The organism is Caulobacter sp. GW821-FHT09H08 (genome assembly GCF_059415885.1).
On the sequence record NZ_JBWKOC010000006.1, the window covers coordinates 336,186 to 355,847 of the forward strand.

At 68.6% G+C, this 19,662-nt stretch carries 21 protein-coding genes and 1 pseudogene; 7 read left to right on the forward strand and 15 right to left on the reverse strand.

All coding sequences use genetic code 11. From position 1 onward, the window contains the following. Window positions 1–52: 52 nt before the first annotated feature. The 8 genes from AC07NN_RS21630 to AC07NN_RS21665 all read right to left on the reverse strand — a co-directional run bounded on the left by AC07NN_RS21630 (window position 53) and on the right by AC07NN_RS21665 (window position 8,553). On the reverse strand, window positions 53–1,933 hold the full coding sequence (locus AC07NN_RS21630) for a glycoside hydrolase family 9 protein (RefSeq protein WP_494645663.1): 1,881 nt from the start codon (window positions 1,931–1,933) through the stop codon (window positions 53–55). Between the two features lie 192 nt (window positions 1,934–2,125). Next, window positions 2,126–2,473 carry an EF-hand domain-containing protein gene (locus tag AC07NN_RS21635; protein ID WP_494645665.1) on the reverse strand — a complete coding sequence of 116 codons (348 nt, stop codon included), beginning with the start codon at window positions 2,471–2,473 and terminating at the stop codon, window positions 2,126–2,128. Window positions 2,474–2,615: 142 nt separating this feature from the next. Beyond that, window positions 2,616–3,833, reverse strand: coding sequence for an RtcB family protein (locus AC07NN_RS21640; protein WP_494645667.1), 1,218 nt, complete (start codon window positions 3,831–3,833; stop codon window positions 2,616–2,618). A gap of 322 nt (window positions 3,834–4,155) precedes the next feature. After that, on the reverse strand, window positions 4,156–4,542 hold the full coding sequence (locus tag AC07NN_RS21645) for an ExbD/TolR family protein (protein WP_494645669.1): 387 nt from the start codon (window positions 4,540–4,542) through the stop codon (window positions 4,156–4,158). A gap of 2 nt (window positions 4,543–4,544) precedes the next feature. After that, on the reverse strand, window positions 4,545–5,483 hold the full coding sequence (locus AC07NN_RS21650) for a prephenate/arogenate dehydrogenase family protein (protein WP_494645671.1): 939 nt from the start codon (window positions 5,481–5,483) through the stop codon (window positions 4,545–4,547). After that, complete coding sequence (gene hisC, locus AC07NN_RS21655) at window positions 5,484–6,596, reverse strand: histidinol-phosphate transaminase (RefSeq protein WP_494645673.1); 1,113 nt, start codon at window positions 6,594–6,596, stop codon at window positions 5,484–5,486. It lies immediately after the preceding gene. Between the two features lie 30 nt (window positions 6,597–6,626). After that, the gene (locus AC07NN_RS21660; RefSeq protein ID WP_494645674.1) at window positions 6,627–7,427 is read right to left on the reverse strand and encodes a chorismate mutase; all 801 of its coding nucleotides are present in this window, start codon (window positions 7,425–7,427) and stop codon (window positions 6,627–6,629) included. A 103-nt stretch (window positions 7,428–7,530) separates the two neighbouring features. Continuing rightward, window positions 7,531–8,553, reverse strand: a complete 1,023-nt coding sequence (locus AC07NN_RS21665) for a DUF2125 domain-containing protein (RefSeq protein ID WP_494645676.1) — start codon at window positions 8,551–8,553, stop codon at window positions 7,531–7,533. 29 nt (window positions 8,554–8,582) lie between these two features. On the opposite strand from AC07NN_RS21665, the gene AC07NN_RS21670 reads away from it, so the two are divergent. Both AC07NN_RS21670 and AC07NN_RS21675 read left to right on the forward strand, forming a co-directional pair. Further along, complete coding sequence (locus AC07NN_RS21670; RefSeq protein ID WP_494645678.1) at window positions 8,583–9,128, forward strand: gamma-glutamylcyclotransferase; 546 nt, start codon at window positions 8,583–8,585, stop codon at window positions 9,126–9,128. Next, window positions 9,125–9,229 (forward strand): annotated as a pseudogene (locus tag AC07NN_RS21675) (hypothetical protein); the annotation flags it as partial. The gene AC07NN_RS21670 and the pseudogene AC07NN_RS21675, both read left to right, overlap by 4 nt. Before the next feature lie 12 nt (window positions 9,230–9,241). Here AC07NN_RS21675 and AC07NN_RS21680 read toward each other — a convergent pair. From AC07NN_RS21680 to ftsE, 4 genes are read right to left on the reverse strand one after another with little or no spacing between them, the layout of a single operon-like run. After that, window positions 9,242–9,952, reverse strand: a complete 711-nt coding sequence (locus tag AC07NN_RS21680; RefSeq protein ID WP_494645680.1) for a lysophospholipid acyltransferase family protein — start codon at window positions 9,950–9,952, stop codon at window positions 9,242–9,244. After that, entirely contained in the window at window positions 9,949–10,566 is a 618-nt protein-coding gene (locus AC07NN_RS21685) for a YdcF family protein (protein ID WP_494645682.1), read from the reverse strand. The genes AC07NN_RS21680 and AC07NN_RS21685 overlap by 4 nt, the downstream gene beginning before the upstream one ends. Beyond that, window positions 10,563–11,456 carry a cell division protein FtsX gene (locus tag AC07NN_RS21690; RefSeq protein WP_494645684.1) on the reverse strand — a complete coding sequence of 298 codons (894 nt, stop codon included), beginning with the start codon at window positions 11,454–11,456 and terminating at the stop codon, window positions 10,563–10,565. Before AC07NN_RS21690 ends, AC07NN_RS21685 begins: the two co-directional genes overlap by 4 nt. Further along, window positions 11,453–12,175 (reverse strand): cell division ATP-binding protein FtsE, encoded by a 723-nt coding sequence (ftsE, locus tag AC07NN_RS21695; protein WP_494645686.1) that lies wholly within the window; start codon window positions 12,173–12,175, stop codon window positions 11,453–11,455. The genes AC07NN_RS21690 and ftsE overlap by 4 nt, the downstream gene beginning before the upstream one ends. 58 nt (window positions 12,176–12,233) lie before the next feature. On the opposite strand from ftsE, the gene AC07NN_RS21700 reads away from it, so the two are divergent. Continuing rightward, on the forward strand, window positions 12,234–13,187 hold the full coding sequence (locus AC07NN_RS21700) for an MJ0042-type zinc finger domain-containing protein (protein WP_494645688.1): 954 nt from the start codon (window positions 12,234–12,236) through the stop codon (window positions 13,185–13,187). Beyond that, window positions 13,126–13,710 (forward strand): phosphoribosyltransferase, encoded by a 585-nt coding sequence (locus tag AC07NN_RS21705; protein ID WP_494645690.1) that lies wholly within the window; start codon window positions 13,126–13,128, stop codon window positions 13,708–13,710. Before AC07NN_RS21700 ends, AC07NN_RS21705 begins: the two co-directional genes overlap by 62 nt. A gap of 55 nt (window positions 13,711–13,765) precedes the next feature. Here the strand turns inward: AC07NN_RS21705 and lysA are convergent, their stop codons facing one another. The 3 genes from lysA to argH are packed head-to-tail and all read right to left on the reverse strand — an operon-like array spanning window position 13,766 to window position 16,779. Continuing rightward, window positions 13,766–15,031, reverse strand: a complete 1,266-nt coding sequence (lysA, locus tag AC07NN_RS21710; RefSeq protein WP_494645692.1) for a diaminopimelate decarboxylase — start codon at window positions 15,029–15,031, stop codon at window positions 13,766–13,768. A gap of 9 nt (window positions 15,032–15,040) precedes the next feature. After that, window positions 15,041–15,364 (reverse strand): hypothetical protein, encoded by a 324-nt coding sequence (locus tag AC07NN_RS21715; protein ID WP_494645694.1) that lies wholly within the window; start codon window positions 15,362–15,364, stop codon window positions 15,041–15,043. After that, window positions 15,361–16,779, reverse strand: a complete 1,419-nt coding sequence (argH, locus tag AC07NN_RS21720; protein ID WP_494645696.1) for an argininosuccinate lyase — start codon at window positions 16,777–16,779, stop codon at window positions 15,361–15,363. The genes AC07NN_RS21715 and argH overlap by 4 nt, the downstream gene beginning before the upstream one ends. Here argH and AC07NN_RS21725 point away from each other — a divergent pair, their 5' ends adjacent. From AC07NN_RS21725 to AC07NN_RS21735, 3 genes are all read left to right on the forward strand, one after another. Further along, the gene (locus AC07NN_RS21725; protein ID WP_494645698.1) at window positions 16,780–17,403 is read left to right on the forward strand and encodes a TlpA family protein disulfide reductase; all 624 of its coding nucleotides are present in this window, start codon (window positions 16,780–16,782) and stop codon (window positions 17,401–17,403) included. Further along, window positions 17,400–18,131: a GNAT family N-acetyltransferase gene (locus tag AC07NN_RS21730; RefSeq protein ID WP_494645700.1), complete on the forward strand. Its 732-nt coding sequence runs from the start codon at window positions 17,400–17,402 to the stop codon at window positions 18,129–18,131. The genes AC07NN_RS21725 and AC07NN_RS21730 overlap by 4 nt, the downstream gene beginning before the upstream one ends. 299 nt (window positions 18,132–18,430) lie before the next feature. After that, on the forward strand, window positions 18,431–19,648 hold the full coding sequence (locus AC07NN_RS21735) for an acyltransferase family protein (RefSeq protein ID WP_494645702.1): 1,218 nt from the start codon (window positions 18,431–18,433) through the stop codon (window positions 19,646–19,648). Window positions 19,649–19,662 lie beyond the last annotated feature (14 nt).

Below are 19,662 nucleotides of genomic sequence, written 5' to 3' on the forward strand. Positions count from 1 at the left end.
AACGGGCCGACGCGGCTTGGACCGCGCCCGCGCCGTTTGAACGTTCCTGAGGTTAGCGCGCCGTATCGTCCAGGAAGGCCGCGACCCAGGCCAGGGGCGCGTTCCAGTTGATGGCCACCTCGTTCTGGGTGAAGGCGCGGTAGTCGTCGACCCAGCAGGTCTGGGGCTTGCACTTGCCCTTCATGTCCTTGGCCACCGTGTCGCCCATGCTGGTCGAGTTGGGGCCGCCCGACAGCACGCCCGCCGGCGGGGCGGGATATTTGGCGTCGGCCTGTTTGGCCCAGAAGCGGTGGTGCGGGTTCCGCATCGGCCGCGCGCCGAAGCCGGTGACGTAGGAGCGGTCCAGCGGGTTGCGGCCCAGCACATAGTCCATCGCGTCGACCGCGCCGTAGCGGTAGCCGATCTCGCCGGTGAAGTCGTAGGCCACGCCCAGCACCAAGGCGTGGTTCAGCACCGAGCTGTTCGAGCCCCAGGGATAGCCTTGGGCCGCATAGGGCAGGGCATAGCCCTGGCCGATGTCGTCGGAGAGGTACTTGCCGGCCGTGGCGGTCAGGTTCTTGCGAGCCTGCTCGACCTCGGCGGGTTTCAGGCCGTTCGGCGTCAGCGCCAGGGTGATCGTGCCCAGGGCGCCGACCGAGCTCCAGCCGATGTCGCCGGTCGGCCGGATGGCCCCGACAGTGGGGGAGGCCAGGAATATCGGCGAGGCGCGCACGACCTTCTCGTACTCGGCCTCGCCCGTCGTGGCGTAGAGCTCGGCGGCGGCCCAGTAGACCTCGTCGGTCAGGTCGCCGTCGCCATAGCCGCCTGAGCCGGTGAATGGACCGATCTGGTAGATCTCGGGATTGCGCTGGGCGGCCGCGAACGCGCGACGGGCGGCGTCCAGGCACTTGGCCGAGAAGGCCGGGTCGATCGTCTTCCAGACCCGCGCGGCCTGGGCGGCGACGGCGGCCAGGTTCAGGGTCGCGCCGGTGGTCGGATAATAGAGATAGCGCACCTGCTTGTCGTCGGCCGGCGCGGTCGGCAGTCCGGTCCAGTAGCGGTCGCCGATCTTCTGGTGCGCCATGCCCGACACATCGACGGCGGTCAGGATCAGCTTTCCGTCCGAGGGCTTCTGCTTGCCGACCGGGACCTGCTGCGTCTTGCCCTGCGGGGCCTGCATGGCCAGCAGGAAGTTCAGCTCGAAGCGAGCCTCGTCCAGGATGTCGGGCACGCCGTTGCCGTTCTCCGGCAGGGCCAGAGCGCCGTCGCCCAGGGCCTTGGTCGCGGTCGGGCGCTTCAGGATGGTGGCGCGCTCCCAGGCGTTGACCAGGGTCCAGAGCGAGATGCCGCCGTTTACGACGTACTTGCCGTGGTCGCCGGCGTCGTACCAGCCATCGCTGACGTCCAGGGTATAGTCGCAGCCCGGCCAGGTCTGGCCGCGCTCGTCGGCCTGGTCGAAGCAGGTCGCCTTGTCCGGCGCGTGACCGGCGGGGCGGGCCAGGTCCTTGCGTTCGACGAAGCGGGCCTCGATCGGGACGCTGGCGCGCTGCTGGTAGAAGAACGACAGGGCCGCGCGGGTCAGCTTGCCGTCCGGCTTGCCGCGCAGGGCGAACGGCCGGCTCTCGGCCTCGCCGACCTTCAGGCGATAGCCGTCGCCGACTTTGCGGGCGCTGGAGAAGTCGATCTGGTGGACATGCTCGCCCGAGGCGGCGTCGTCGCCGAACACCGTGGTCTTGCCCTGCGCGACCGTCGCCCCTTGCGCGTCGGTCAAGATCCAGTCCAGTGGCGCCTTTGAGGGATCGGCCAGCATGGCGCGCTTGGGGCCGAGCGCTTCGACACCCGTCTGGTTCAAGCGGATCGGGCGCGGCGCCTCTTCGGCCGAGGCGGCTCCGGCCAGCACAAGGGCCGAGGCGAACGACAGGGCGGCCAGACGGATCATCGACGCTTCCTCCACGGCGCGTCTTGATAGCCTTCGCGGCGCACGCCTTGCCGGTGAAGCTAGCGGCAACGAGACAGCGTTGTCACGATATTTGTTACCGGTACCTGTGGCCTCGTCCGCGCCGCTGCCGTGAAGTCAGGCCTGGACACGAAAACGCCGCCCGGCGGGCTGGCCGGGCGGCGTTCGAAACGATCCTGGAAGGAGCGCTTAGTTGCCTTGCGGCGGAGCGCCTTCCGGCGGCGGGCCGGGGGGCGGGCCGCCTTGCTGGGCGCGACGGGCGCGCATCTGCTCGAAGCCGGTCTTCAACTCGGCCAGGGTGATCTTGCCGTCCTTGTCGGCGTCGAGCATGGCGAAGCGGTCTTCCGGACGGCCAGCGCCGGTCCATTCGGCCTTGTCGACGGCGCCGTCGCTGTTGGTGTCCCAGCGCTTGAAGATATCTTCAGGGGCCGGCATCTGGCGCGGCGGTCCGGGCGGCGGACCTTCCTGCTGAGCCAGGGCGGCCGAGGCGCCCAGGGTGGTGAGCGAAGCCAGCGCAACGAGAAGCGTGCGGCGCATAGAGGGTGTTTCCTTCCGGGGTGAATGTCCCTGGTCGGCGTGGATGAGCCTGGATTGTTGCTGGCTTATTTCGAGATTGCGGCGGTATCGGACGCGCCGCGAACGCGAAACGCCGCCCGGTCTTGCGACCGGACGGCGTCCGCTAGCCCTTCACGCACACGACTTGGCGCAGGGTATGCACGATGTCGACCAGGTCGGCCTGGGCGGCCATGACCGCGTCGATGTCCTTGTAGGCCATCGGCGTTTCGTCGATCACGTCGGCGTCCTTGCGGCACTCGACGCCGGCGGTGGCGGCCACGTGGTCTTCGATGGTGAAGCGCCGCTTGGCCTCGTTCCGGCTCATCGCCCGTCCTGCGCCGTGCGAGCACGTGCAGAACGAGTCCGGGTTGCCCTTGCCGCGCACGATGAACGACTTGGCGCCCATCGAGCCCGGGATGATGCCCAGCTCTCCGTCCTTGGCCGACACCGCGCCCTTCCGGGTCAGGTAGACGTCCTTGCCGAAGTGCTTTTCCCGCGACACGTAGTTGTGGTGGCAGTTCACCGCATGCTCGGTCACGGCCAGGTCCGGGAACGTCTTCTTCAGCACGCCCAGCACCTGGTCCATCATCACTTCCCGGTTGGCGAGCGCGTACTTCTGCGCCCAGGCCACCGCCCGGACGTAGTCGTTGAAGCCGTCACTGCCTTCGGCGAAGTAGGCCAGGTCCTCGTCCGGCAGGTTGATGAACCACCGACGCATGTCCTGCTTGGCCCGTTCGATGAAGAACGTGCCCAACCGGTTGCCCACGCCGCGCGAGCCCGAGTGCAGCATCACCCAGACGTCGCCCGCCTCGTCGAGGCACAGCTCGACGAAGTGGTTGCCGGTGCCCAGCGTGCCCAGGTGCCCATAGCCGCGCGGGTGAGCCGCCTTCGGGTTGCGCGCCACGATGTCGTCGTACCCGTCCTTCAGGCCCGCCCACTTCTCGGCGGCGATGGCCGGCGGCTCGACTTGCCAGGCGCCCTTGTCGTTGCGCCCGCCATTGTCGGTCCGGCCGTGCGGCACGGCGGCCTCGATGTCCGACCGGATGCCGAACAGGTTGTCCGGCAGGTGCTCGGCCCGAATCGAGGTGCGCACCGCCATCATGCCGCAGCCGATGTCGACGCCCACGGCGGCCGGGATGATCGCCTTGTAGGTCGGAATCACCGAGCCCACGGTCGCGCCCATCCCCCAGTGCACGTCCGGCATCACCGCCACGTGCTTGTGGATGAACGGCAAGCTGGCGACGTTGCGCAGCTGCTTCAGGGCGGAGTCCTCGATCGGGACGCCTTGGGTCCACGCCTTGATCGGCGCGCCTTCGCTTTCGATGTGTGTGAAGCCGCTCATGGGCTTCTCCTTTCCAATCCGCCCCTCCTGGCGTCTTGGTCGAAGGCTTTCCCGCACAAAAACGAAGAACCCCTCCGGCCAGGCCAGGAGGGGTTCTCTTCGTACATCCCGAGTTCAGTCGAACCCTAGACCGTGATCCCCTCCAACGCGCACGCGCCCGTGTACTCGACCTGGCGGTCGAGCATGGCGGGCAACTGCGAATTGGTCAGGGCTTTGTGCGCCATGGTCCTCATCCTTCGGGAGGCGGCCGATTACAGCGTTACGCCAAGGCGCGCCAGAGGGGTGACGCGGAAGTTGTGCCGGTGTGGCGGAAAGGCCGCGGTCAGGGCTTCGGCGTCGGGATGTCTTCGTTGACGAGCCCGACCTTGCGCCAGCCGTGGCCTTGCAGGCTGTTCAGCACGGCCATGAAGCGATCGTAGGGCACGTCCTTGGAGGCCCGGATCATGATGCGCTGATCGTCCTTGCTGGCGACATGCGACCGGGCCGTGAGGTCGGCGACCAGCGTGTCGAGGTTGGACGGCGCGCCACCGATGGCGATGCGGCCGTCGTCGGCGATATCGATATAGATCGGTGCGACCGGGGCGGCCTTGGGGGCTTCAGCCGGCGGCAGCTCGATCTGGATCTCCACCAACCTGGTGGCGAACAGCGCGACGATGCCCAGCACGACCGCGACGAAGGCGCCGAAGACGATCAGCTCCTTTCGCTTCATCCTCAGTGCTTCCCGCGGTCGCGCCCGAAGTTCGGCTCGGCGCTCTCCTGGCCCGCCGCCACGATGCCGCGGCGGATGGCCCGCGTGCGGGTGAAGTGGGCGTGCAGGGTGTCGGCGTCGCCCCAGCGGATCGCGCGGCTCATGGCCTGCAGGTCCTCGGTGAAGCGGCCCAGCATCTCCAGCACCGCGTCCTTGTTGGCCACGAAGATGTCGCGCCACATGGTCGGGTCGCTGGCGGCGATACGGGTGAAGTCGCGGAAGCCCGAGGCCGAGTACTTGATGACCTCGTTCTCGGTGACATTCTCCAGGTCCGCCGCGCTGCCGACGATCGTGTAGGCGATCAGGTGGGGCAGGTGGCTGACGACGGCCAGCACCAGGTCGTGGTGCTTTTCCTCCATCAGCTCGACCTGGGCCCCGAAGGCGCGCCAGAAGGCCGACAGCTTGGCGACGGCGGCGGCATAGTGCTCGTCGTCGCTCTCGAAGGGGGTCAGGATCGTCCAGCGGTTCTCGAACAGCTCGGCGAAGCCGGCGTCGGGACCCGATTGCTCGGTGCCGGCGATCGGGTGGCCGGGGATGGCGAAGATCTTCGAGATGTCCTGGGCGCGGAAGGCCTCGGCGACATTGGCCTTGGTCGAGCCGACATCGGTCAGGGTCGCGCCGGGCTTCATGGCCGGGATCACGACAGCGGCGAGATCCGGGATCGACAGCACCGGCGTGGCGATGACCACCAGGTCGGCGTCCTTTACAGCCTCGGCGATGTCACCGGTGACGTGGTCCGCGACACCAAGCGCGACGACGCGGGCGCGGTGGGCCTCGCTGGCGTCAGCCACGGTGACCTCGCCGACGACGCCGTGCTCACGCGCCGCGCGGATGATCGAGCCGCCGATCAGGCCAAAGCCGATGACGGTGATCTTGGAATACAGGATGCCCGGAACCGACATCTAGCGCCCCATGAACTCGGCGAGCAGGTCCACGACGGCGCGGTTCTGCTCTTCGAAGCCGATGGTGACGCGGATCGAGTCCGGCAGGTTGTAGTTGGCCACGGCGCGGACCAGGTAGCCGCGCGACGCCAGGAAGGCCTCGGCCTCGCGGGCGGTCTTGCCCGGCGTGGTCGGGAAGGTGGCCAGGACGAAGTTGGCTGCTGAGGGCGTCACTTCCAGTCCCAGACCGCCCAGCTGTTGGGCCAGCCACGGACGCCACTGCTCGACCAGAGCCAGCGACTTGGCCTGGAACTCGTCGTCGAACAGGGCCGCGACGGCCGCTTCCTGGCCGGGGATCGAGGTGTTGAACGGCGGGCGGATGCGCTCGATCGGCTCGATGATGTGGCTGGGCGCGTATCCCCAACCCACTCGAAGCGCGGCCAGGCCGTGGATCTTCGAGAAGGTCCGCGTGACGATCACGTTCTCGGCTGTGCGGGCCAGGTCCAGGCCGTCCTCGAAGCGCGGGTCGCTGCAGAACTCGGCATAGGCGCCGTCCAGCACCAGGATCACCGACGGCGGCAGTGCCGCGTGCAGGGTGCGGATCTCCTCGCCCGTCAACCAGGTGCCGGTCGGGTTGGCGGGGTTGGCGATGAAGACCAGGCGCGTGCGCTCGTCGACCTGCTTCATCACCTCGTCGACGTCGATGCGGTGATTGATTTCCTTGGCCATCCGCACCTCGCCCTGGCAGGCGCGGGCCCCGATGGCGTAGGCGGCGAAGCCGTGCTCGCCCTGTACGATATTGTCACCGGGCTCGAGATAGACCTGGTTCAGCAGGGCGAAGATCTCGTCGCTGCCGTCGCCGAAGGTCAGGCGCTCGGGCTCGAGCTTGAAGCGCTCGGCCACGGCGGCGCGCAGGATGTTGGCCTTGCCGTCCGGATAGATGTGCAGGCGGTCGACGCCGTCGCGATAGGCCTGCTTGGCCTTGTCGCTGCTGCCCAGGATGTTTTCGTTGCTCGACAGCTTCACCGGATGGGCGATGCCTTCGACCTTCGACTTGCCGCCGACATAGGCGTGGATGTCCATGATGCCGGGTTTCGGGACAGGACGGGGCGCAGCGAAGCGGTCGGTGGTCATCTGGATACTCGGTCTACGGACGGGCGTCTCTTACACGTCGAACTGTTCGGGCGCAGCCCCGATGACGCCGGTCAGCTGGCCGGGCGCGCGGGCCAGGCGCTCGTCGTCGGCCTGGAAGAAGCCCGACAGCGAGAACAGCTTCAGGCCACCGGCGTCGGCAATCAGCTCGGCGGCGACGTCGGTCTGGCTCAGGGCCTCGACGATGGCGGCGGCGCTCTTGGGCGAGTCGGTGACCCAGAAGGTCTGGTCGCCGCCGGTGGGCTCGACATCGACCTCGGCCACGGCCAGGGCGGCTTGCGGGCCCCAGGACGCCAGGCAGGGCAGGGCGGCGAAGACCTTCAGCTTGGGCTCGGCCAACAGGCGGCCCCACCAGGGCGTGTCGGCGGCCAGCGGCAGGACGGCGACGCCCCAAGGCGCGCGGGCGACGGCGAGGGCGTCCTGGGCGGTCGGCACGATGGACAGGCGCGGGGCGGTCCCAAAGCGCAGGCGGGTCAGCTCGACCGTGCGGGCTGGCTCCCGACCGCCAAAGACGCCCAAGTGATAGGGACCCTGGCGCGCTAGGTTGTCGGCCATGATCTCGCGCCAGATGCGGATGACCAGGGCGCTGGAGGCGGCTTTGCGTGGGGTCTGCAGCAGCTTGCGGACGATCTGGGCCTCTCGGCCGGGGCGCAGGCCAAAGCCCGTGTCGCCCGAGGCGCGCTTGGCCGCCGCGACGGCGCTGGCCAGGCTGGCGCGCTCGTCGAGCAGTTTCAGCAGTTCACCATCGATGGCGTCCAGTCGCCATCGGACCTCTTCGAGAGACGGTGTGGCGTCCGTCGCGTCGCTGCCCATGTTTTTCCCCGAAATTGGAGGGCGGACCATAGTCTTTGCCGCCGAACACGCAATAGCCAGCCCGCACGGGAAGAAAATTGCGTGTTTGGCGATCGTTGCTCGATCAATAAACGGTTGGCGCGGGTCCGGTGTCGATCACGCCCAGATAGGTGCGGCCCTCATGGAATTTGAGGTCCGCCTCGATCACCGGCTCCTGGCCCATGGCCTGGGCGGCGGCGGCCAGGGCCTGTTCCGGCGTCCGGATCGGCTGGCCGGGGACGGCGCGTTCCTTGAGCGCCACGTTCAGCGAGCCGGTCACCCGGCCCTGCGAGTCGACGCCCAGCACGCCGGACTTGGCCTTGCCCTCGGCGTCGCCGGCCAGGAGCTGGCTCTGCTGCACGCTGATCTCGCCGCCGGCCTCGCTCCAGCGCTTGACGGCCGCTTCCCAGTTGCGGCCGCGCAGGTAAGAGACGTGCGTCAGGCGGGTCTCCAGGATCATCGAGGCGGTCTTGTCCTGGGCCAGACGGCCCAGCAAGCCGGTGAAGGCGGTCTTGGCCCCGTCAGCCTTGAAGAAGATGGCGCCCTGGTCGTCCGGACCGGCGCGCAGGTGCAACTGCATCCGCTCGGCCGAGACCAGGGTGAAGGGCTTGGCGCCCGGCGCGGGGGCGAAGTTCAGGCCTGCGCCCTCGATCGAGACACGCGGGGGATATTCGGCGACGTGCGAGATGCTGGCCCGCAGCGCCTGGCCGGTGATGGTGACGTCGCCCGCCTCCGGCCGGGTCAGCACCACGCCGTCCGAGGCGACCAGCACCCAGTGGGTCAGGTCGTAGACCGCCGCCTCGCCCTTCAGCACCGGAATGCGCAGGGCCCAGCCCGACGGCTCGGCGACGCGCAGGTTGGCGAGGTCGACATTCATCCGGAAGGGGAAGCCGTGGAAGGTCCGGGCGCTCCACGACAGGTCATAGCCGCGCGACTTCAGATCGGCCGCCTGGGCGTCCATCCGCTGCTCGGCCTGGCCGCGCAGCCAGAACCAGCCATAGCTCCAACCGCCCGCCAGGACGGCAGCGAGGATGAAAGGCGTGAACAGACGGCTGCGCCTAGCTCTTGGGGGGACTTTTCGGGACGAGGCGGCGTCGTTATGGGTCATGTATTGGGCGCGTCCAGTCGGGAACGGTGATGAGCTTTGAGGGCGACGGTGATCGCTGGGTATTCGGGTACGGATCGCTCATGTGGCGGCCCGGGTTCCCGTTCATAGACCGAAGAACGGCCGTGCTCCACGGCCGGCGGCGGGCCTTCTGCATCTATTCGGTGCATCACCGCGGCACCTACGAGCGCCCCGGCCTGGTGCTGGGCCTGGCCCCGGGCGGCTCCGTGCGCGGCATGGCCTATCGGGTGGCGGCCAGCGAGTGGGAAGGTGTCTACGCCTATCTCCGCGAACGGGAGCAGCCGACCGAGACCTATTTCGAGACCTCACGCGAGGTGAAGATCGACGGTGATGGACGCGTCCAGGCGCTGGTCTTCCTGTCGGACATGAAGCACAGCCAGTGGGCCGGTGCGCTCACCCTGGAGCAGCAGGCGCAGCTGATCGCCGGCGCCAAGGGCCTTTCGGGCCCGAACATCGACTATCTCCGCGACCTCGTCATGCACCTGCACGAGGACGGCGTGCGCGACCACGCCATGGAGAAGCTGCTGAAGATGGTCGAGGCGATCGAGGGAGCGTGAGGGCTGAGATCCTCGTCCTTCGACAGGCTCAGGATGAGGATTTCTACTGAACCGCCGCCAGCAATAGCCCTCATCCTGAGCTTGTCGAAGGACGAGGGCGGCCGCGCGGGCGCCTAAAGCCCCTCGTCCTCCAGGGCCTTCGTCGCCGTGTCGATCTTGGTCTGAAGCTCGCGCATGAACTCGCCGCGCTTCAGGCCGGCGGGGATCGGCTCCAGATATTCGAAGACGATGGTGCCGGGCTTGCGCAGGAAGCCCTTGTTCCAGTGGCTGCCGCAGTTCAGCGCCAGGGGCGTCACGGGCATGTTCAGTTCGCGATAGAGCGCGGCGATGCCGGGCTTGTAGTCGCCGGGCTGGCCGACATCGCCCCGGGTGCCTTCCGGGAAGATCACCACCTGGCGGGTCTCCTTCATCCGTTCGACGGCGTCGCGGACCAGCTTCTTCAGCGCGGTCGAATGGCCGGCGCGGTCGACGACGATCATGCCGCCCTTCAGGCCGTGGAAGCCCAGCAGCGGCACCCACACCAGTTCCTTCTTCATCACGAAGCAGGCGTCGGGCAGCAGGGAGAACTGGCTGAAGACGTCGAACATCGACTGGTGCTTGGGGGCGACCAGGGCCGGACCCATCGGCTTGTACTGCTCGCCGCGCACTTCGACCTTGATGTCGGCCAGCACGCGCAGGCCCAGAACCAGGCCCTTGGACCAGACGCGCAGGCAGGCGCGATTGGCCGCGCGGGGCAGGGGGAAGGTCAGGATCATGAAGATCGCCGTCCCGGCCGACCACAGCCAGAAGAACGCCTGGAACAGGAATGAACGCAGATAGATCAAGACGCTTCCTTCGCCGCCGGGGCGGCCTTCTCTTTAGGTCCTAGCCCAAGGAACGCTTCGCGCCCCAGGATCGCCAGGTACTTGCAGTATTCCACGATCATCCGCCGCGCGCTCGTGCTGGTCTTCCACCAGCGATGGGCGTTGAGGTCGGTCTTGACCGGATAGGGGCTCAACGTCACGTCCGGCATGGCCGCGCGCAGCTCCAGCATCGAGCGCGGCATGTGGTAGTCGGCGGTCACCACGATCAGGCTCTTGTAGCCCTTGGACTTGGCCCAGTCGGCGGTCTCGATGGCGTTGCCGACGGTGTTGGCGGCGGCGAACCCCAGGTCCACGCAGCAGTCGTAGATCGGCTTGACCGCCTTGGTGACGGTCTGGACGTCGGCGCGGGTGGCCTCGCGGTTGACGCCCGAGATCAGCAGGCGCTGGCCCTTGCCTTCTTCCAGCAGCTTGGTGGCGGCTTCCAGGCGGACGTTCGAGGCGCCGGTCAGCACCACCACGCCGTCGGCGACGGGCGGTTCGTTGGCGGGCGTCGACTGGTCCACCCGGCCCGTAAAGGCCAGGAGGCCCAGGCCCCAGATCATCACCGCGATCAGCAGGGCGGCCAGGCTTCTCACGGCATCTCCCCCACGATGCGCGACGCGGCCAAGCGAGCCGAAAGCCCGGCGATCAGGGCGGCGACCAGCGGACAGGGCAGGGCGAGCGCCAGATCGATCCAGGCCACCGGCAGGATCGGCGCAACCCCCGCGCCGCCGCCGAAGTACCGCGCGACCGCGCCGATGATGGCCGCGCCGGTCCCGCCCAGCAAGCCCGCCACCATGCCCATGGCCGCGAAGCGGTTCTGGAACAGGCCGGCGATGAAGCCCTGCTCGGCGCCGGAGAAATGCAGCACCTCGATCACGTCGCGGCGAGCGGCCAGGCCCGCACGAGTCGCGAAAGCGATGACGGCGGCGGTCGCCGCGGCGATTAGAGCGAAGACGCCCAGGGCCGCCAGCCGCGCCAGGCGAGCGGCGTTCTCGATGTCGGCGATCCAGCGGCTGTGGTCATCGACCGTGGCGCCGACGCCGGCGGCCTTCAGGGCCTGGTCCAGGGTCCGGGCGGTCGGCGGGGCCTTGGGATCGAGCTCCAGGGTGACGAGGCGCGGGGTCGGCAGGTCGGCGACCAGCGCCTCCTTGCCGAGCCACGGTTCCAGCAGGGCCTCGGCCTTCTCGCGCGGCAGGGCCTGGGCCTCGACCACGCCCTTGAGCCCGGCCAGGGCCTCGGCGGCGCGGGCGGCGGCGCTGTCGGGGCTCTCGTTGGCGCGGGCGCGGACCACCACAGTGGCCGAGCCAGTCAGCTGCGCGGTCCAGCCGTTGGCGGCGCGGTTGGCGGCCAGGGCCGCGAAGCCGGTCAGGCAGGCCAGGAAGCACAGCACGGCGACCACGAAGATCAGCGCCCCATCGCGGGCGTCGCGCGGCGGCAGCAGCGGGCCGGGCCTCCAGCGGGCGACCTGGAAGAACTCGCTCATGAGCGGCCTCCCCCAAGTCCGCTAGCGATGTCGACCAGGCGGCCCTGATCCAGGTGCAAAGTCGGCCGCGCGGCGCGGGCCACCAGGTCCTCGTCGTGCGTGGCGATCAGGACGGTGGTGCCCAGGCGATTGAGCTCGACGAACAAGCGCAGCAGGCGCAGCGACATGGCCGGATCAACATTGCCGGTGGGCTCGTCGGCCAGCAGCACGTCAGGGCGATCGACCACGGCGCGGGCGATGGCCAGGCGCTGCTTCTCGCCGCCGGACAGCGTGGCGGGCAGGGCGTGCATGCGATCGCCCAGGCCGACCCAGGTCAACAGCTCGGCGACGTCCTCGCGATAGGTGGCGGGCTTGCGCTTCAGGATGCGCAGGGGGAGGGCGGCGTTGTCGAACACCGACAGGTGCTCCAGCAGCCGGAATTCCTGGAACACCACCCCGATCCGGCGACGCAGGAACGGCAGGTCCGAGGCGTGGGTGAGGCTGACATCGCGGCCGAAAAGCTCGACGCGACCCCGTGACGCACGGTGCGCCAGATAGACCAGCTTGAGCAGCGAACTCTTGCCCGCGCCCGAGGCGCCGGTCAGGAAATGGAACGAGCCCTGATCCAGGGAAAAGCTTATGTCCCTTAGAGTTTCCGGCGCTCGGCCGTACCGCATCGAGACACCTTCGAAGCGGACCACCGGAAGAGCGTCATCGCCCTGTTCTGTGTCGATCCGCAAGGCGCGTCACTTGGGTTTCTGGACATAAGGGTTAAAATCGGCGACCCCAATTGGATATGTGGGGAGCGTTCGATTCGCGGCCATGATACTGACCTGCCCGGAGTGCGCCAGCCGCTATTTCGTCGACGACTCCAAGGTCGGTTCGGCCGGCCGTGTCGTGCGTTGCGCCTCGTGTGGCAACCGCTGGACCGCGCGTAACGAAGAAGATCCGCTCGACCTTTTCGACGAGCCCGAACCCCCGACCCTGGCCAATCAGTTCGAGAGCGCCGAGCAGGTCCCCGAACCCGTCGCCGAGGTCGAGGAGCCGCCGGTCAGCGCCCTGCCGGGCGACGAGCTTCCCAAGGTTTTCCGCGCCCGCGCCGACGCCGAGCGTCGCCTCCGCGCCGCCACCACCACCGGCGTCATCTGGGCCGGCATGGCCGCCGCCATGGCGGTGGTCGTGGTCGCCGCCCTGATCTTCCGCATCGACGTCGTCCGTATCCTGCCGGGCTCGGCGGGCGCCTATGCCGCCGTGGGCCTGCCGGTGAACACGGTCGGCCTCGTCATCGACCGCGACAGCATCAAGGCCCAGCCCTCGATGCAGGACGGCCATGCGGTGGTGACGGTCACGGGCACGATCCGCAACATCACCGAGCATGAAGTGCTGTCGCCGCCGCTGCGCGTCGAGCTCCTGAGCAAGGACTCCAAGCGCGTCGCCGGCCAGCTGGCCGCGGCCGCCGACGCCAAGATCCCGCCGGGCGAGGTGCGTCACTTCTCGATCACCTTCCTGAACCCGCCCCGGACGGCCAAGGACCTGCAGATCGGCTTCGCCACCGAGCCGGGCGCGTCCAAGGCGGTGAAAACCGCCCTGAAGAAGCCCGAAGCCCGCGGCGCCGAACCCGAACTGGCCCTGCGCGGGGCTCAGGAAGCCCCCGCTGAGCACGAAGGCGCTGGACAGGAACCCTCGGGACATGAGAGCGGGGAGGAAACGCCTCCCCCTGCAGACTCTCACGAACCCGAACATCATGAATGACAAGACCAAACCCGAAGTCCTGATCTCGGAAACCGAGATCGCCGAGCGGGTTCAGAAGCTGGCCGAGGCCATCGCGCCGCGCATCGACGACGACACCGTCGTGATCTGCCTGCTGACGGGCGGCCTGTGGTTCGCCGCCGACTTGACCCGCGCTCTCTACAAGGCCGGTCGCGACGTGCGCTTCGACGCCCTGTGGCTGGCCTCCTATCACGACGAGCGCAAGAGCACGGGCCGTTGCGAAGTCCGCGCCGACCTGCAGCGCCCGCTGGTGGGCCGCCGCGCCCTGGTCGTCGACGACGTCTTCGACACCGGCCTGTCGCTGTCGGAAGCCGCCCGCCTGGTGAAGGACGCCGGCGCCAGCGAAGTGCTGACCGCCGTCTTCGCCCGCAAGCCCTGGCCCAAGGATCGCGGCATGGAGCCCGACTTCGTCGCCTGGGAAGCGCCCGCGCGCTACCTGGTCGGCTACGGCCTCGACGACGAGGGCAAGAGCCGGGGTCTGCCGTACATCGGCGCGCTGGACTGATAGCCGGAAAAGCAAAAGGCCCTCTCCGACGGAGAGGGCCTTTTCTCTTTGGGCGCTAGACCCAGTCCGGCACGAGGTCCCGCGCCAGTATCTCGTCATAGGTCGGCCGCTTGCGGATCACCGCGTAGCGGTCGCCGTCGACCAGGACTTCCGGCACCAGCGGCCGGGTGTTGTACTCGCTGGCCATGGCCGAGCCGTAGGCGCCGGCCGACATGAACGCCACCAGGTCCCCAGCCGCCAGCGGCGGCATGGATCGATCTCGTGTAAAGGTATCGCCCGTCTCGCAGACCGGCCCGACGACGTCATAGACCGTCTCGCCGCCGCGCTTGATCACCGGGCGGATGTCGTGGAAGGCGTCGTACATCGCCGGGCGGACCAGGTCGTTCATGGCCGCGTCGATGACCAGGAACTTGCGGCCTTCCGGACGCTCGTGGACGTGGATCACTTCCGACACCAGCACGCCGGCATTGGCGGCGATCACCCGGCCCGGCTCGAAGGCCAGCTTCACGGGCAGGCCCTTGGTGACGTCGCCGACCATGGCGGCGAACTCGGCCGGCGAGGGCGGTTCGGGGTGGTTGAAATAGGGCACGCCCAGGCCGCCGCCCAGGTCCAGGCGCTCGACCGACAGGCCTTCGCCCAGCAACTGCTCGACCAGGCCCCGCATCTTGGTGAAGGCGGCGCGCATGGGCGTCAGATCGGTGATCTGGCTGCCGATGTGGCAGGCCACGCCGATGGGCTCGAGATTGGCGTTGTTGCTGGCGTTGGCGTAGAGGCGCGCGGCCTCGGCGAACGAGACGCCGAACTTGTTCTCGGACTTGCCGGTGGCGATCTTGGCGTGACCGCCGGCCGCGACGTCCGGATTGACCCGGAACGCGACCTTGGCCTTCACACCCAGTGCGGCCGCGACGTCGGCGATCAGGTTGAGCTCGGGCTCAGACTCGACATTGATCTCAGCGACGCCCGTTTGCAGGGCGAATTCGATCTCGCGGCGGGCTTTGCCGACGCCGGAAAAGACGATGCGCTCGGGCGGAATGCCGGCGGCGAGCGCCCGGCGGACTTCGCCTTCCGAGACCGTATCGGCGCCGGCGCCCAGGTCGCCCAGCACCTTCAGCACCGCGACGTTGGAATTGGCCTTCACGGCGTAGGCGACCAGCGGGTCGACCACGCCGGCCGCCGCCAGGGCGTCGCGGAACACGGTGAAGTGCCGCTCCAGCGTGGCGCGGCTGTAGACGTAGACGGGCGTGCCGACCTCGGCCGCGATCTTGGCCAGGGGCACGCCTTCGCAGGCCAGGCCCTGGGGGCCGTATTCGAAGTGGTTCAACGCTAAGTCCTAGTTGGGCGTGGCGCCGGGGAAGCCCTTGGCCGAAGGACCGCCGAACGGGTCCTTGGTGCCGGGCAGCGGGGCGGCGCGGATCGTGCGGTTGCTGGTGGCCGGATCGCGGATTTCCTGCGTGCCGCCGGCGCGGGCCGGCTGGTTGGCCTGGGCCGAGGCGGCGCGGCGCTCGGCTTCCCAGGCGGCTTTCTTGGCCGGGTCCCACATCGGCGCGGGACGCTCCAGGACGCCTTGCTTGCCGCAGGCGGCGACCGAGACGGCCAGGGCGGTCAGGGCCAACAGGGTGGCGGGACGCCCAAAAATCTTCCCGAAAAGAGTCATGCGAGCACTTCCTTCCAACGCGCGATCTGGGCGCGGACCTGAGCGGGAGCCGTCCCGCCGTAGCTCATGCGGCTGGCCGCCGAGGCGGCCGGAGTCAGAACGGCGTAGACATCCTGGGTGATCCGCGGCTCGATCGCCTGGAACTGCTCCAGGGAAAGATCCGACAGGTCGACGCCAAGGCCTTCAGCCGTCTTCACGGCCGAACCTGTCACGTGGTGGGCGTCGCGGAAAGGCATGTTCAGCGTCCGCACCAGCCAGTCGGCCAGGTCGGTGGCGGTCGAGAAGCCCGCGCCGGCCGCCTTGGCCATGTTTTCGGTGTTCGGGGTCAGGTCGGCGACCATGCCGGCCATGGCCAGCAGGCTCAGCTCCAGCGCGTCGAAGGCCTCGAAGGTGGGGACCTTGTCCTCCTGCATGTCCTTCGAATAGGCCAGGGGCAGGCCCTTCATGACCACGGTCAGGGTGGTTAGGCTGCCCAGGATGCGGCCGACCTTGGCGCGGATCAGCTCGGCGGCGTCGGGGTTCTTCTTCTGCGGCATGATCGAGCTGCCGGTCGTGAAGGCGTCGGTCAGCTTGATGAAGCCGAACATCGGCGTCGTCCACAGCACGATCTCTTCGGCCAGGCGCGACAGGTGCGTGGCGGTGATCGAGGCGGCCGACAGGGCTTCCAGGGCGAAGTCGCGCGACGAGACGCTGTCCAGCGAGTTGGCGGTCGGGCGGTCGAAGCCCAGGGCCGTGGCCGTCTGCTGGCGGTCGATCGGGAAGGGCGAACCGGCCAGGGCCGCCGCGCCCAGCGGGCACTCGTTCATGCGGGCGCGGGCGTCGCGGAAGCGGCTGGCGTCGCGGCCGAACATCTCGACATAGGCCATCAGGTGGTGGCCGAAGGTCACCGGCTGGGCAGGCTGCAGGTGGGTGAAGCCCGGCATCAGGGCGTCGGCATAGGTCTCGGCCTGGGCCAGCAGGGCCTTCTGGAGCGCTTCCAGCTGGGCTGCAGAACGGTCGGCGGCGTCGCGGACCCACAGGCGGAAGTCGACGGCGACCTGGTCGTTGCGCGAGCGAGCGGTGTGCAGCCGGCCGGCGGTCGCGCCGATCAGCTCGCGCAGGCGCGCCTCCACGTTCATGTGGATGTCTTCGTACTCGTCGCGGAACGGGAAGGTTCCGGTGGCGATCTCGTCCTGGATCTTGGCGAGGCCGCCGAGGATTTCCTCGCCATCGCTGCTTGAAATCACGCCCTGGTTCATCAACATCCGCGCGTGGGCGCGGGAACCCGCCAGGTCTTGCGCCCAAAGGCGCTTGTCGAAGCCGATGGAGACGTTGATCGCCTGCATCAGTTCCGCCGGCTTGGCCGTGAACCGACCGCCCCACATGGCTTGACCCTGGCTGTTGGCCTTGGGCGTATCGGAGGCGTTGTCGGTCATATGAGCGAAGTCCAATCGGAGGCGGCGGCCAAGAAGCGCAATCCTGTGAGGATGGCGCTGGGCGGCGTCGTCCTCGTCGGTGTGGCGGCGGTTCTATACGTCATCGCCACCGCTTCGTTCAAACCCTCAGGTCCCGCAGACCTCACAGAATTCAAGAAGGGCACGCTGGAAAAGCTCGACGTGCCCGCCACGCCGCGCGATGCGCCGGTCACGGTGTTCACCTCGCTGGACGGCAAGCCCACGACCCTGGCCGACTTCAAGGGCCGCGTGGTGGTCATGAACCTGTGGGCCACCTGGTGCGCGCCGTGCAAGGCCGAGATGCCGACCCTGGCCAAGCTGCAGGCGGCCTACGCGACCCAGCCGGTCACTGTGCTGCCGATCAGCGTCGACCGCGACGGCGACCTGAATCTCGTCAACGAGGAGATGGCGGCCAACCCGCCACTGAAGACCTGGCGCGACCCGGGCTACAAGGTCTCGTTCGCCCTGAACCCGCGCGCCCAGGGCTATCCGACCACGATCATCTATGACCGCCAGGGCCGCGAGCGCGCCCGCATGTCGGGTCCCGCCGACTGGTCCGGTCCCGAGGCGCGGGGCATCGTCGAGAAGCTGCTGGCCGAGAAGTGATCGACCCTGCCATCCTCGAACCCTTGGCCGACGACGCCTGGCCGGCGCGCGAGCGGGCTCGTCTGGGCGGTTGGCGGCTGAACGCCTCGTCCGGCCGCTCGATGCGGATCAACGCCTGCTGGCCGCTGGAAACGCCGGACCGGGATTCCGAGGCGGCGCTCGACGCCGCCGAGGCCTGGTTCGTGGCGCGAGGCCTGCCGCCGCGCTTCAAGCTGACGGACGGGCTGACCGCGCCGGCTGACCTCGCCGACCGCCTGGCCGCTCGCGGTTACGCGTCCAGCAAGCAAACGGTGGTCATGGTCGGACCGGTGGGCGGGGAGGGCGACGTCGCGATCCGGATGACCTCGACGCCCGACGCGGCCTTCGAGGCGGTGTTCACCGCCTCGGCCGGCGATCCCGAGGACGGCCGTGAACGTCTGGAGGCCTTGAGCCGCATCCCCGCGCCGGCGCTGTTCGCCCGCCTGGACGTCGATGGCGGTCCGGCCGCGATCGGCTGCGGCGCGATCAGCAGAGGATTCGTGGGCGTCTTCGGCATGCGCACCGCGCCGGACCATCGACGCAAGGGCCTGGCGCGGCGGGTGTTGCGGGCGTTGCTCGCTGAGGCGAGGGGGCTGGGCGCCGAGCGGGCCTGGCTTCAGGTCGAGACCGACAACAGCTCCGCGATCGCGCTCTATGCAGATGAGGGGTTCGCGCCGGGGTACCAGTACCGGTACTGGACGCGCGGGTAGGGCCCAAGCCCTTCCTTCAAGCTCTATTCTCCCGCCTTCCTGGGCATCGTGCCCAGGATCCATGGCGCGGCTTGGCTCGGCCTTCGTTGAGAGGCGCCGCCAGTGTTGGCGCGCACTGGTCAGACCCGGATGTGGCTGAATCATGGGCCCTAGGCACAAGGCCTAGGGAGGCAGACGTTTGCATGGCTTTGAAAACGTTCGACTTCGCTCGTGCGCTCGCCGCTCATTCGGCAGACAAGTTTACAAAACAAACTTGTTGATGCATATTGCCGTCAACCTCGAGAAAGGGGAGCCAAATCATGCACGCGCCACTCAGCGCCACCGACCGTTCGACCGTCGCCCAGATCGGCGGGCGCAATGCGCCCATCGGCGCCCTGCGCGCCTTCGTCACCCTGCTGGTGATCGCCCACCACACGGTGCTGGCCTACACGCCGAACCCGCCGCCGATCACGGGCTTCAGCCAGGCGCCGCACCTGTGGATGGCCTTCCCGATCCGCGACCCGCAAAAGTTCGAACTGTTCGGGCTGCTGACCCTGGTCAACGACCTCTTCTTCATGTCGCTGATGTTCTTCATCTCGGGCCTGTTCGTCGCCGATGGCCTGCGGGCCAAGGGCAATGGCGGGTTCCTGGGAGGGAGAGCCACGCGCCTGGGCATCCCGTTCGTGCTCGGCGCGGGGCTGCTGGCGCCGCTGGGCTATTTTCCGGCTTGGTTGCAGGCGGGCGGGGGCTTCTCGCTTCCGGCCTTCGCTAACGCCTGGACCCACCTGCCGTTCTGGCCCAGCGGCCCGGCCTGGTTCCTGTGGGTGCTGCTGGCGTTCGGCGCCATCGCCACGGCGATCAACATCGTGGCGCCTGGCGCGATCGATGCGATGGGGCGTCTGGTGAGCGGCGCGAACCGCAAGCCCGGTCTGTTCTTCCTGGGTCTCGTGGTCGCCAGCGCCATCGCCTACATCCCGATGAGCGCGACCTTCACCTTCATGCACTGGACCCAGGTTGGGCCGTTCTCGGTCCAGACCTCGCGGGTCATCCACTACTTCGTCTACTTCCTGGCCGGCGTCGCGGTCGGCGCGGCGGGCGTGGGCCAGGGCCTGACCGATCCGGAAGGCAAGCTGGCCAAGCGCTGGTGGGCCTGGCAGGCCGCGCCGATCATCCCGATCGTCGGCGTGATCGCGGTCTTCATCATGGCCTTCTCGCCCAAGCCGCCGCCCCGGATGCTGCTCGACGTGGTTGGCGGCTGCATGTTCGCCCTGGCCTGCGCCACCCTGTCGTTCGCGGCGATAGCCACCTTCCTCCGCTTCGTCCGCAAGACCGGTGCGGTCGGCGCCAGCCTGCAGGCCAACGCCTACGGCATGTACCTGACCCACTACGTGTTCACGGCCTGGCTGGGCTGGATGCTGCTGCCGCAGCAATGGGGCGGCCTGGCCAAGGGCGTGGCGGTGACGATCGGAGCGACCGTGCTGAGCTGGATCCTGACCATGGGGCTGCGCCGCTTGCCCCTGTTGGGCCGAATCCTGTGACCGTCCATGATGCA